This is a genomic window from Mesorhizobium sp. WSM1386 (genome assembly GCF_055901595.1).
Genome location: NZ_CM148373.1, coordinates 1,233,390 through 1,246,194 on the forward strand (window position 1 = coordinate 1,233,390; position 12,805 = coordinate 1,246,194).

Here is a 12,805-nt window from a genome sequence, read left to right on the forward strand (position 1 = left end):
CGAAAAGGAATGCGTCTGCATGGGCGACATTCCAGGGGAGCCATGTACACATGCAGTATTTTGTCCAGCAGCTTATCAACGGGCTGACGCTGGGATCGATCTATGGGCTGATCGCGATTGGCTATACGATGGTCTACGGCATCATCGGCATGATCAACTTCGCCCATGGCGATATCTTCATGGTGGGCGCCTTCGCGGCGCTGATCGTGTTCCTCATCCTCGGCGCGCTGTTCTACTCGGTGCCCGTGGTCATCGCACTGCTGGTCATGATGATCGTGGCGATGCTGCTCACCAGCCTCTACAACTGGACGATCGAGAAAGTCGCCTACAGGCCGCTGCGCGGCTCGTTCCGCCTGGCGCCGCTGATCACCGCTATCGGCATGTCGATCGCACTGTCGAACTTCGTCCAGGTGACCCAAGGACCGCGCAACAAGCCGATCCCGCCGATGGTTTCCGAGGTCTACAACATCAACGGTGTCAGCGTGTCGCTGAAGCAGATCATCATCGTCATCGTCACCGCGCTGTTGCTGGCGCTGTTCTGGTATCTGGTCAACAAGACCTCGCTTGGCCGCGCCCAGCGCGCCTGCGAACAGGACCGCAAGATGGCGGCGCTGCTTGGCATCGATGTCGACCGCACCATCTCGATCACCTTCATCATGGGCGCCGCCCTCGCCGCCGTCGCCGGCACGCTGTTCCTGATGTACTACGGGGTCGTTGCCTTCTCCGACGGCTTCACGCCTGGTGTGAAAGCCTTCACGGCCGCAGTGCTCGGCGGCATCGGCTCGCTGCCGGGCGCCGTACTCGGCGGGCTGCTGATCGGCTTCATCGAAAGCATGTGGTCGGCGTATTTCTCGATCGACTATAAGGACGTCGCGGCGTTCTCGATCCTGGCGATCGTGCTGATCTTCCTGCCTTCCGGCATTCTGGGCCGGCCAGAAGTCGAAAAGGTCTGAGATCATGGCCGTCACCGTATCTCCCGAGCGCGACACCGTCGCCACCCCTGTCCAACGCGCCCTCAAGGAAGCGTTCTATGCCGGCGCCATCTCGTTTGGCCTGTTCGTGCTGTTCATCGGGCTGAAGACCGGCCAGAACATGTCCAATGAACTGGTCGTCACGACGCGTTGGGGCCTGCTCGCCGCCGTGGTCATCGCCACGGCCGTCGGACGCTTCCTCTATGTCGCCTACGGCCAGCCGTTCATGGCCAGCCAGAAGATAACCAATGTTGCCACCGGCCTGTTGCCGGCCAGCGTGGCGTCACGGTTCTTCCAACTGCCGTGGTTTATCGCGGCCGTTGTCGCGGCGGTGCTGCTGTTTGCATTGAACAGTTCTCTCGCCGGATGGGTGGGAGCAGAACCGGCTGGCTATCTGCAATTCCTGCGCGCCGTGGCGGTCATCTACGTGCTGGCTTGCGTGATCTACTATTTCCGCGCCTTCATCCACGCCAACTTCACCAAATTGGGCATCACGGCGTTGGTGCTGTACCCGATCCTGGTGATCGCGGTGCTGTCGCTGAACGCCTGGTCGATTGTCGGCGGGATGCAGGGTTCGCTGAAATGGGTCGATAATTTCGGCATCCAGATCCTGATCTATGTGATGCTGGCATGGGGCCTGAACATCGTCGTCGGCCTCGCTGGCCTGCTCGACCTCGGCTACGTCGCCTTCTATGCACTTGGCGCCTATGCGTATGCACTTCTCGCCACGCATTTCGGCCTGTCTTTCTGGATCCTGTTGCCGGCCGCGGGCGCCATGGCGGCGCTGTGGGGTGTGCTGCTCGGCTTCCCGGTGCTGCGGCTGCGCGGCGACTATCTGGCAATCGTCACGCTGGCTTTCGGCGAGATCATCCGCCTGGTGCTGATCAACTGGCGTGAGGTCACCAACGGTTCAGCCGGCATTTCGGGCATTCCCAAGGTCAGCTTCTTCGGCCTGATGTCGTTCAACGTGTCAGACCCGAACTACATTGCCAAGGTGCTAGGCATCGCCCAGTCGGGCGCCTACTACAAGATCTTCCTCTACTACCTGATCCTGGGCCTTTGCCTGCTCACCGCCTTCGTCACCATCAGGCTGCGCCGTCTGCCTGTCGGCCGTGCATGGGAAGCCTTGCGCGAGGACGAGATCGCCTGCCGCTCGCTCGGCATCAACACCACCACCACGAAACTGACCGCCTTTGCCACCGGTGCCATGTTCGGTGGCTTCGCCGGCTCTTTCTTCGCCGCGCGGCAAGGCTTCGTCAGCCCGGAATCCTTCGTCTTCCTGGAATCGGCCATCATCCTGGCCATCGTCGTGCTCGGCGGCATGGGATCGCTGGTCGGCATCGCGGTTGCCGCGATGGTGATGATCGGCGGCACCGAGGCGCTGCGCGAACTCGACTTCCTCAAGCAGATCTTCGGGCCGGACTTCACGCCCGAACTATACCGCATGCTTTTGTTCGGCATGGCCATGGTCATCGTCATGCTGTGGAAGCCGCGTGGCTTCGTCGGCAGTCGCGAACCGACGGCTTTCCTGAAAGAGCGAAGGGCGGTCTCCGGGTCCTTTACCAAGGAAGGACACGGCTGATGAATGCGAACCCGATCGAGAAGACCAACACCGGCATGAACGACGCTATCCTGCAGGTCGAACATCTGTCGATGAAGTTCGGCGGCCTGGTCGCCATCGGCGACCTGTCCTTCACCGCCAGGCGCGGCGAGATCACGGCGCTGATCGGTCCCAACGGCGCCGGCAAGACCACCGTGTTCAACTGCATCACCGGCTTCTACAAGCCGTCGGAAGGCATGATCACGCTCAACCGGGCCGACGGCTCGAGCTACCTGCTGGAGCGGCTGCCCAACCACGAGATCCCGGCGCGCGCCAAGGTGGCGCGCACCTTTCAGAACATCCGCCTGTTCTCGGGTATGACGCTGCTGGAGAACCTTTTGGTTGCCCAGCACAACAAGCTGATGAAGGCATCCGGTTATACGGTGCTTGGCCTGTTCGGCTTCAGCGGTTATCGCAAGGCCTCGGCCGAATCGGTGGAGCTCGCCAAGCACTGGCTGGAGAAGGCGGATCTCGTCGACCGTGCCGACGATCCGGCCGGCGATCTGCCCTATGGCGCGCAGCGGCGGCTCGAGATCGCGCGCGCCATGTGCACCGGGCCGGAGCTTCTGTGCCTCGACGAGCCGGCAGCCGGTCTCAACCCGAAGGAATCGCTGGCGCTCAATGCGCTGCTGATGGATATCAAGAATACGTCGGGCACCTCGATCCTGCTGATCGAGCACGACATGTCGGTGGTCATGAAGATTTCCGACCACGTCGTGGTGCTCGAATATGGCCGCAAGATCTCCGACGGCAACCCGCAGTCGGTGCGAACCGATCCACGCGTCATCGCTGCCTATCTCGGTGTCGACGACGAGGAGGTCGAGACGGTGCTGACCGAAGTCGGCGACGAGGACGTCATCGAACAGCTCGACACCGGTCCGGATTCCGCGCATGGGCCGGGCACGTCATCGTCGTATCTCGCCGGGCCGGTGAGCGACACGGTTAGCCACAGCGAAGGTGAGCGCGTCACGGTGTCCAAGGGCGCCTCGAAGGCGGCACAGGTCGATGCGCGCGCGGCGAGCGTGGCAAGCAGGCCAATCGTCGCCAACCCGGCCCCGGCAGCCAAGCCGGCGGCGAAACCGGCAGCGAAGAAACCGGCGGCCAAGAAAACGGCCGCGACGAAAACGACGGGCAAGGCGCCCGCGGCGAAGGCCGAAGGCGTTTCGAACCGCCTCGCTGCCCCACGTGGCGGCAAGGCCGACAATCTGACCCTCATCAAAGGCATCGGTACGGTCAACGAGAAGAAGCTCAACGAACACGGCATCTTCCATTTCGACCAGATCGGCGCCTGGAAGAAGGCCGATGTCGAGGCGGTCGAAGCCTATCTCGCCTTCGACGGGCGCATCGCGCGCGAGGAATGGGTCAAGCAGGCCAAGCTGCTCGGCCAGGGCAAGGATACGGAATTCTCGCGCCGCGTCGATGCGGGCAAGGTGGCGACCAGCCATGCTTCCGGGAAGGCCACAAAATCGGCTTCGAAGACTACAAACGTGGCTTCAGAGAAGACCGCAAAATCGGCTTCGAAGACCGCAAACGCGGCTTCCGGGAAGACTGCTGCCAAGCCTGCCGCAGGCAAGCGCGGAGGGGGCAAGTGATGGCCGGGACAACGCTGCTCGATATCAAGGGTGTGCAGACCTACTACGGCAACATCCGGGCGCTGAATGGCGTCGACGTCACGGTCAGGGAGGGTGAGATCGTGGCGCTGATCGGCGCCAACGGCGCCGGCAAGTCGACGCTGATGATGACCATCTTCGGTGCGCCGCGCGCCCGCTCGGGCACGATCACCTTCGCCGGCACCGACATTACCCAGTTGCCGACGCACGAGATCGCACGCATGCGCATCGCGCAATCGCCGGAGGGGCGCCGCATCTTCCCGCGCATGACGGTGATGGAAAACCTGCAGATGGGCGCCAGCCTCGACAACCTCAAACATTACGACGAGGACGTCGAAAAGGTGTTCACGCTGTTTCCCCGCCTGAAGGAGCGCATCGCCCAGCGTGGCGGTACGCTGTCGGGCGGCGAGCAGCAGATGCTGTCGATCGGACGAGCGCTGATGGCGCGGCCGAAGCTGCTGCTGCTCGACGAACCGTCGCTGGGGCTGGCGCCGCTGATCGTCAAGCAGATCTTCGATGCCATCCGCGAGTTGAACCGCACGCAAGGGCTGACTGTGTTCCTGGTCGAGCAGAACGCGTTCGGCGCGCTCAAGCTCGCCACGCGCGGCTACGTCATGGTCAATGGCAATGTGACGATGAGCGGCACCGGCAAGGAACTGCTCGCCAATCCGGAAGTGCGCGCCGCCTATCTCGAAGGCGGACATCATTGAGTTTGGAGCGGGATGTGCATCCGGCATTCCGCTCCAAATTGTTTGTCACATGATCTTTGTCCGAAAGTCTGGAACTTTTCGGGATCGTGCCAGGGAGACTTCACCATGCAAGGCATTCTCTATGAGGAACCGTCGATCTGGCAGTTCTTCTTCGTCACCTGCCTGCTCGGCGGCTGGGCTGCCTGGATGACCGGCAAGGCCAGCGCCCAGACGTGGCGCAGCTTTATCCAGCTGTTCGCCTATCTGCTGGGGCTCGGCATCGGCATCCGCTTCATCCATCATGCGCTGTTCGACGGCACGATGTTCTCGCTGCATTACTATGTCGTAGACACCATCGTGCTGATGATATTGGGCTTCGTCGGCTATCAATACACACGAACCAACCAGATGGTCACACAGTATAATTGGCTCTACGAAAGAGCTTCGATTTTGAGCTGGAAACCGAAAGGTTGACGTTCATCATTAACGCCGCGTCAGGGATGAAACGGCGTGACAAGTGCCTGAAAATCGGCAAACTATGCTTTCTGCGATAAGGGTGGGCATCGCATGAAAGCTTCATCCACGCCCACTCCGTTAATGGGAGCGTTTAAATGAAAAAGTCACTTTTGTCCGCCGTGGCCCTGACCGCGCTTATCGCGTTCAGCGGCAATGCGTGGGCTGACGTACTGTTCGCCGTCGCCGGTCCGATCACCGGCCCGAACGCGGCCTTCGGCGCACAGTTGCAGAAGGGCGCCGAGGCGGCCGTCGCTGCGATCAATGCCAAGGGCGGCATCAATGGCGAGCAGATCAAGCTCGAAATCGGTGACGACGTCTCCGATCCGAAGCAGGGCATCTCGGTCGCCAACAAGTTCGTCGGCGACGGCGTCAAGTTCGTGATCGGCCACTTCAACTCGGGCGTCTCGATCCCGGCCTCGGAAGTCTACGCCGAAAACAACATCGTCGAAATCACGCCGGCCGCGACCAACCCGAAGTTCACCGAGCGCGGCCTGTGGAACGTGTTCCGCACCTGCGGACGCGACGACCAGCAGGGCGCCATCGCCGGCGCCTACATCGCCGCGAATTTCAAGGATGCCAAGGTCGCCGTCATTCATGACAAGACCCCCTATGGCCAGGGCCTTGCCGACGAAACCAAGAAGGCAATGAATGCCGCTGGCGTCAAGGAAGTCATGTATGAAGGCATCAATGTCGGCGACAAGGACTTCTCGGCGCTGATCGCCAAGATGAAGGAAGCCGGCGTCACCCTGATCTACTGGGGCGGCCTGCATACCGAAGCCGGCCTGATCATCCGCCAGTCCGCGGATCAGGGCCTCAAGGCTCCGATGATGTCGGGCGACGGCATCGTGACGGACGAGCTTGCGGCGATCGCGGGCGACGCCGTTGCCGGTACGCTCAACACGTTCGGCCCCGACCCACGCCTGATCCCGGCCAACAAGGAACTCGTCGAGAAGTTCCGCGCGCAGGGCTTCGAGCCGGAAGCTTACACGCTCTACGCCTACGCCGCCGTGCAGGTGGTCGCCGAGGCGGCCGCTGCCGCCAAGACGAACGACCCGCAGGCCGTTGCCAAGGCGATGCATGAAAATGGTCCGTTCCCGACCGTTCTGGGCGATCTTGCCTATGACGCCAAGGGCGACCCGAAGCTGCCAGGCTACATCATGTACGAGTGGAAGAAGAAGGACGACGGAAAGTATTCCTGGTTCCCGAAGTCGTAATCCACTCAGACAGATCTGAGACCAATGATGCCCGGCGCCACGCGCCGGGCATTTTCTTTGGCGCATTCCGGTGGCCGATGACCTTTCTTCGCCGGCTCTCCTTAGGCCGGAGAGATCGCATCCAGGATCGAAATTGTCGCCCTTGTTCCGCCCGTTCGAGCGAATGCGTGCGAGTGTTGGCCGGATAATTGATTTAAATCGGTTTAAATGCGCGTTGATTTTGTTTGCACTGCAGCATTTTCACGCTAATCATGGCGCCGGTTTCTCTTCCCTTCCGCTGCTGGAGCCCAGTCCTTGGCCATCACGAAGATCCTCGTCGCCAACCGGTCAGAAATCGCCATCCGCGTCTTTCGCGCGGCCAACGAGCTGGGCCTCAAAACCGTGGCGATCTGGGCCGAGGAAGACAAATATTCGCTGCACCGCTTCAAGGCCGACGAGAGCTACCAGGTCGGGCGCGGCCCGCATCTCACCAAGGACATGGGGCCGATCGAGAGCTATCTGTCGATCGAGGAAGTGATCCGCGTCGCCAGGCTTTCGGGCGCCGATGCGATCCACCCGGGTTACGGGCTTCTGTCGGAAAGCCCCGAATTCGCCGAGGCCTGCGCGCAGGCCGGCATCACCTTCATCGGGCCGAAGCCGGACACGATGCGCCGGCTCGGCAACAAGGTCGCGGCGCGCAATCTGGCCATCGAGGTCGGCGTGCCGGTGATCCCCGCCACCGATCCGCTGCCCGACGACATGGACGCGGTCAAGAAACTGGCCAAGGAGATCGGCTATCCGGTGATGCTGAAGGCCTCTTGGGGCGGCGGCGGACGCGGCATGCGCGCCATCCGCGCCGAGGCCGATCTCGCCCGCGAAGTCACTGAAGGCAAGCGCGAGGCGAAAGCCGCCTTCGGCAAGGACGAGGTCTATCTCGAAAAGCTGATCGAGCGCGCCCGCCATGTCGAGGTGCAGGTGCTTGGCGACACCCACGGCAACGCCGTGCATCTCTTCGAGCGCGACTGCTCGATCCAGCGCCGCAACCAGAAAGTCGTCGAGCGTGCGCCCGCGCCCTATCTCGAAATGTCGCAGCGCGAGGAGCTTTGCGGCCACGCGCTGAAGATCGCGCGAGAAACCAGCTACATCGGCGCCGGCACGGTCGAGTTCCTGCAGGATGCCGATACCGGCAAGTTCTATTTCATCGAGGTCAACCCGCGCATCCAGGTCGAACATACCGTCACCGAGATGGTGACCGGCATCGATATCGTCAAAGCCCAGATCCACATTCTCGACGGCTTCGCCATCGGCACGCCGGAATCGGGAGTGCCGGCGCAGAGGGACATCAGGCTGAATGGCCACGCCTTGCAGTGCCGCATCACGACCGAGGATCCCGAGCATAATTTCATCCCGGATTACGGCCGCATCACCGCCTATCGCGGCGCCACCGGCTTCGGCATCCGCCTCGATGGCGGCACCGCCTATTCCGGCGCGGTCATCACCCGCTTCTACGATCCGCTGCTGGAGAAGGTCACGGCCTGGGCGCCGACACCGGCCGAGACCATCGCGCGCATGAACCGCGCCTTGCGCGAGTTCCGCATCCGCGGCGTCGCCACCAACCTCACTTTCCTCGAAGCGATCATCAATCACCCGAGCTTCGCCGACAATTCCTATACGACCAAGTTCATCGACACGACGCCGGAGCTGTTCCAGCAGGTCAAGCGTCAGGACCGGGCGACCAAGCTCGTCAACTACCTGGCTGACGTCAGCGTCAACGGCCATCCCGAGACGCGCGGCCGGCCGATGCCGAAGGCCGATGCGGCGCCGCCCGTGGTGCCCTATCTCAACGGCAACGTCCCCGCCGGCAGCAAGCAGAAGCTCGATGTGCTCGGCCCGGAAAAGTTCGCCGCCTGGATGCGCGAGCAGAAGGAAGTGCTGGTCACCGACACGACGATGCGCGACGGCCATCAGTCGCTGCTGGCGACCCGCATGCGCACGCATGACATTGCCGGCATCGCCGGCACCTATGCGCGCGCCCTGCCGCAGCTTCTGTCGCTCGAATGCTGGGGCGGCGCGACCTTCGACGTGGCGATGCGCTTCCTCACAGAGGACCCGTGGGAGCGGCTGTCGCTGGTGCGCGAGGCAGCGCCCAACCTGTTGCTGCAGATGCTGCTGCGCGGCGCCAATGGCGTCGGCTACACCAACTATCCCGACAATGTCGTGCAGCATTTCGTCAAGCAGGCGGCTGCCGGCGGCATCGACCTGTTCCGTGTCTTCGATTGCCTGAACTGGGTCGAGAACATGCGCGTCGCCATGGACGCGGTCGGCGCCGAGGGAAAGCTCATCGAAGCGGCGATGTGCTACACCGGCGATATTCTCGATCCGGCGCGGGCCAAGTACGACCTCAAATACTATGTCGGGCTGGCCAGGGAATTGCAGGCCGCCGGCGCCCACATCATCGCGGTCAAGGACATGGCCGGCCTGCTGAAGCCGAGCGCTGCCCGCGTGCTGTTCAAGGCGCTGCGCGAGGCGACCGACCTGCCGATCCATTTCCACACCCACGACACGTCGGGCCTGTCGGCGGCGACGGTGCTGGCGGCGGTGGAGAGCGGCGTCGACGCCATCGACGCGGCGATGGATGCCTTTTCCGGCAATACGTCGCAGCCTTGCCTGGGCTCGATCGTCGAGGCGCTGAAGGGCACCGAGCGCGATCCGGGCCTCGACCCGCAATGGATCCGCAAGATCTCGTTCTACTGGGAAGCGGTGCGCAACCAGTATGCAGCCTTCGAAAGCGACCTGAAAGGACCGGCCTCGGAAGTCTACCTGCACGAAATGCCGGGCGGACAGTTCACCAACCTCAAGGAACAGGCGCGCTCGCTTGGGCTGGAGACGCGCTGGCACGAGGTGGCGCAGACCTATCACGACGTCAATTTGATGTTCGGCGACATCGTCAAGGTAACACCGTCGTCCAAGGTTGTCGGCGACATGGCGCTGATGATGGTGAGCCAGGATCTGACGGTCGCCGATGTCGAGAACCCGGCCAGGGACATCGCCTTCCCGGACTCGGTCGTCTCGATGCTGCGCGGCGATCTCGGCCAGTCGCCGGGCGGCTGGCCGCAAGCGCTGCAGAAAAAGGCGCTGAAGGGCGACAAGCCGATCACGGAGCGGCCCGGCTCGCTGCTGAAGCCCGCCGATCTCAAGGCCAGCCGCAAGGAGATCGAGGAGAAGCTCGAGCGCAAGCTCTCGGAATACGAGTTTGCCTCGTGGCTGATGTATCCGAAGGTGTTTTCCGACTTCGCCGCGGCGCAGGAAGCTTATGGCCCGGTCAGCGTCCTGCCGACGCCGACCTATTTCTACGGCATGAAATCGGAAGACGAGATCTTCGTCGACATCGAGAAGGGCAAGACGCTGGTGATACGGTGCCTGGCCATCGGCGATGTCGACGACAAGGGCATGGTCACCGTGTTCTTCGAGCTCAACGGCCAGCCGCGTCGCGTCAAGGTGCCGGACCGGGCGCATGGCGCCTCCGCCGCCAAGGCGCGCCGCAAGGCCGAACCCGGTAACGAGGCGCATGTTGGCGCACCGATGCCGGGCGTGGTTTCCGCGCTTGCGGTCGCCGCCGGCCAGGCTGTGAAGGCCGGCGACGTGCTGCTCTCCATCGAGGCCATGAAGATGGAGACGGCACTGCATGCCGAGCGCGACGGCACGGTCGCCGAGGTGCTGGTCAAGGCCGGCGACCAGATCGATGCCAAGGATTTGCTGATCGCCTTCGCCTGAAGGCTCACTCAAGCGGGCAGGCTGTCGGCTTCTGTTGGCAGCCCTTGGCGCGCTGTTCGATAACCGCTTGACCCCGTGCCCCCGGTCGGGCATCGAACCGCTGAAATTCGCCGTGGCACGGTCCCCGAGTCGCGGCGCAGAACCGATTTTTTGGAGAAAAACATGGCCGACGATATCACCGAGACCAGCCAGACTGTTGCCGCCGGCCAGCTGCGTGCCCTCATCGAGCGCATCGAGCGGCTCGAGGAAGAAAAGAAGACGATCGCCGACGACATCAAGGAAGTGTTCGCCGAGGCCAAGGGCACCGGCTTCGACACCAAGGCAATCCGTACCATCATCCGTCTGCGCAAGAAGGATCAGGCCGAACGCCAAGAGGAAGACGCCATCCTCGATCTGTATATGGCCGCGCTCGGCATGGTGTAGAGACTGTTTGGAAATTCTACTCTGGCGGCCATCTGATGGCGTTTTCTGCGCTTCCGGTGCTCACGGACCAATGTCCGCTCCGCTCCGGTTCTCGAAACCACCACCATATGACTCGCCAGAGCGAATTTCGAAACAGCCTCTAAGGGCTCGGCAACGATCTAAACCTGGGTGATGCTGGAGCGGCATCGAACCATGAGCGAATTCGACTTTGGCGGCCGTCGCGCCTCGGAATTCCGCCATCGCGGCTTCTGGTCGCTGTTCGCTGAACGGCATCCGGAAGAAAGGGCGCGGTTGGCGCGGCGTGGACCCTGGTTCTGGCAGCGCGGATTGCCCGATTTTGCCCTGGTCCTGTCCATGTATGTCGCGCCCGCGCAGAACCATGTCGGCGTCTTCTTCGGCCGCAACGAGAAGTTCGGCGCCACGCAAAGCCGGTCGCGGCTGAAGCCGTTCCAGCCGGCGATCGAAGACAGGCTGAAGCTCAGGCCGGAGCAAAATTGCGAGGGCCTAGGCATCAATTCGATGTGGCGGGTGAACTGCTATGCCGAGGACAACTGGCCGGCGATGACCGACTGGCTGGTGACGGAATGTTCACGTGTCGAGCAGGCTGTTATCGAAGTGCTGGGGCAGGCGTAGGTGATCGCGGATTTCTTCCGTTCGCGCTGGCTTGGCCAGGTGCCGCTCGACCGGCTGTTCTGGCGCGACATGCTGCTCGTCGGGACATTGATCAATATGGCGTCTTCGGCGCTGGCGCTGGTCCTGCTCGGCCTCAAGCTGCCGCTGTGGCTGGTTCTGGCGGTGCATTTCGCGCCGGTGCCCTACAACATCTTCCTGACGTCGGCCGTGTGGCGGACGGCCGAGAGCGGCGGCAAAGCCTCGCTGATACTGCTGGGCTCCGCACTCTGGCTTATCGCCACAGTGGTCGTCTGAAGAACGCACCAGGCATGAAAAAGGGCGGCCCAGGCCGCCCTTTCCGGAGCTAGAGCGTTTCCTGTTTTGAGAGAATCGTAGGATTCCCAAAGAGGGGTGTTTGTGATTCAAGATGCTGGCTGGATGGAGGCCAGCATCTGATGACGCGAGCCCTTTCAAATGATCTTCGTGAGCGTGTTGTTGAGGCAGTTGGAGCGGGTGAGAACTGCCGTGCAGTGGCATCGCGCTTTGGCGTTGCGGTTTCCTCGGTGGTGAAGTGGTCGCAGCGTTACCGTGCCACCGGCTCGGTAGTCCCGGGCAAGATGGGCGGACATCGCAAGCGCGTTCTTGAGCCGCATCGGGCTTTCATTGTGGAGCGGATCAATCAGGCCTCTGATTTGACGCTGCATCGGCTGAAGGATGAATTGGATGTGCGCGGGATCAAGGTCTCGCACAATACGGTGTGGCTGTTCCTGCGCCGCGAGGGCCTGAGCTTCAAAAAAAACGCTATTCGCCCTTGAGCAGGCGCGGGCTGATGTTGCCCGCAGGCGTCAGCGATGGCGGTCCTGGCAGGCGGGCCTCGATCCGCAGTGCCTGGTCTTCATTGATGAGACCTGGATCAAGACCAACATGGCTCCGCTGCGAGGTTGGGGACCGAAGGGCAAGCGGCTGCGCGGCCTGGCTCCGCACGGCCACTGGCGCACGCTGACCTTCCTTGGCGCGCTGCGATGGGATCGGCTCGCAGCACCTTGTGTCTTCGACGGACCGATCAACGGCCAATGCTTCCGCGCCTATGTCGAACAGCAGCTCGTCACCGTGCTGAAGCCTGGCGACATCGTCGTCATGGACAATCTGGGAAGTCATAAGTCGGCGGCCATCAGGCAGATGATCAAGGCTGCCGGCGCCAGGCTTTGGTACCTGCCGCCCTACTCTCCCGACCTCAATCCGATCGAGCAGGCCTTCGCCAAGATCAAACATTGGATGCGCCAAGCCCAGAAGCGCACCGTCGAGGACACTTGGCGCCACATCGGCCACCTCGTCGAAACCATCGAGGCAGCCGAATGCAAGAACTACTTCGTAAACGCCGGCTACGCTTCCGTCAAAACGTGAAACGCTCTATAGG

11 protein-coding genes are annotated in these 12,805 nt (G+C 62.4%); all 11 read left to right on the forward strand.

Going from position 1 to position 12,805, the window contains the following annotated elements; genetic code table 11:
* Positions 1–50: 50 nt before the first annotated feature.
* Positions 51–953: a branched-chain amino acid ABC transporter permease gene (locus AC0NIH_RS05965; RefSeq protein WP_023766091.1), complete on the forward strand. Its 903-nt coding sequence runs from the start codon at positions 51–53 to the stop codon at positions 951–953.
* 4 nt (positions 954–957) lie between these two features.
* Positions 958–2,553: a high-affinity branched-chain amino acid ABC transporter permease LivM gene (gene livM, locus AC0NIH_RS05970; protein WP_023766092.1), complete on the forward strand. Its 1,596-nt coding sequence runs from the start codon at positions 958–960 to the stop codon at positions 2,551–2,553.
* Positions 2,553–4,163 carry an ATP-binding cassette domain-containing protein gene (locus AC0NIH_RS05975; RefSeq protein WP_473461144.1) on the forward strand — a complete coding sequence of 537 codons (1,611 nt, stop codon included), beginning with the start codon at positions 2,553–2,555 and terminating at the stop codon, positions 4,161–4,163. Before livM ends, AC0NIH_RS05975 begins: the two co-directional genes overlap by 1 nt.
* Positions 4,163–4,891, forward strand: coding sequence for an ABC transporter ATP-binding protein (locus tag AC0NIH_RS05980; RefSeq protein ID WP_023766094.1), 729 nt, complete (start codon positions 4,163–4,165; stop codon positions 4,889–4,891). Before AC0NIH_RS05975 ends, AC0NIH_RS05980 begins: the two co-directional genes overlap by 1 nt.
* A 105-nt stretch (positions 4,892–4,996) precedes the next feature.
* Positions 4,997–5,344, forward strand: a complete 348-nt coding sequence (locus tag AC0NIH_RS05985) for a DUF6867 family protein (RefSeq protein ID WP_023777625.1) — start codon at positions 4,997–4,999, stop codon at positions 5,342–5,344.
* 137 nt (positions 5,345–5,481) lie between these two features.
* A complete protein-coding gene (locus AC0NIH_RS05990; protein ID WP_023766095.1) occupies positions 5,482–6,600 on the forward strand; it encodes a branched-chain amino acid ABC transporter substrate-binding protein in 1,119 nt (372 codons plus the stop codon).
* 294 nt (positions 6,601–6,894) lie between these two features.
* The gene (gene pyc / locus AC0NIH_RS05995) at positions 6,895–10,353 is read left to right on the forward strand and encodes a pyruvate carboxylase (protein WP_473461147.1); all 3,459 of its coding nucleotides are present in this window, start codon (positions 6,895–6,897) and stop codon (positions 10,351–10,353) included.
* A 162-nt stretch (positions 10,354–10,515) separates the two neighbouring features.
* Entirely contained in the window at positions 10,516–10,776 is a 261-nt protein-coding gene (locus AC0NIH_RS06000) for a DUF2312 domain-containing protein (protein ID WP_010912082.1), read from the forward strand.
* A 192-nt stretch (positions 10,777–10,968) separates the two neighbouring features.
* Positions 10,969–11,409 carry a hypothetical protein gene (locus AC0NIH_RS06005; RefSeq protein ID WP_473461151.1) on the forward strand — a complete coding sequence of 147 codons (441 nt, stop codon included), beginning with the start codon at positions 10,969–10,971 and terminating at the stop codon, positions 11,407–11,409.
* Positions 11,410–11,703: a hypothetical protein gene (locus tag AC0NIH_RS06010; protein WP_473461154.1), complete on the forward strand. Its 294-nt coding sequence runs from the start codon at positions 11,410–11,412 to the stop codon at positions 11,701–11,703.
* A 140-nt stretch (positions 11,704–11,843) separates the two neighbouring features.
* Positions 11,844–12,792 (forward strand): IS630 family transposase gene (locus AC0NIH_RS06015; protein ID WP_352571196.1). Its coding sequence is split into 2 segments (ribosomal slippage): positions 11,844–12,179 and positions 12,181–12,792, totalling 948 coding nucleotides; the frame shifts between segments, so codons are not numbered across the junction.
* Positions 12,793–12,805 lie beyond the last annotated feature (13 nt).

Bases quoted from the DNA above. Each gene is read 5' to 3' on its own strand.
- AC0NIH_RS05965 (WP_023766091.1), top strand. From the start codon at position 51: ATGCAGTATTTTGTCCAGCAGCTTATCAACGGGCTGACGCTGGGATCG.
- livM (WP_023766092.1), top strand. From the start codon at position 958: ATGGCCGTCACCGTATCTCCCGAGCGCGACACCGTCGCCACCCCTGTC.
- AC0NIH_RS05975 (WP_473461144.1), top strand. From the start codon at position 2,553: ATGAATGCGAACCCGATCGAGAAGACCAACACCGGCATGAACGACGCT.
- AC0NIH_RS05980 (WP_023766094.1), top strand. From the start codon at position 4,163: ATGGCCGGGACAACGCTGCTCGATATCAAGGGTGTGCAGACCTACTAC.
- AC0NIH_RS05985 (WP_023777625.1), top strand. From the start codon at position 4,997: ATGCAAGGCATTCTCTATGAGGAACCGTCGATCTGGCAGTTCTTCTTC.
- AC0NIH_RS05990 (WP_023766095.1), top strand. From the start codon at position 5,482: ATGAAAAAGTCACTTTTGTCCGCCGTGGCCCTGACCGCGCTTATCGCG.
- AC0NIH_RS06000 (WP_010912082.1), top strand. From the start codon at position 10,516: ATGGCCGACGATATCACCGAGACCAGCCAGACTGTTGCCGCCGGCCAG.
- AC0NIH_RS06005 (WP_473461151.1), top strand. From the start codon at position 10,969: ATGAGCGAATTCGACTTTGGCGGCCGTCGCGCCTCGGAATTCCGCCAT.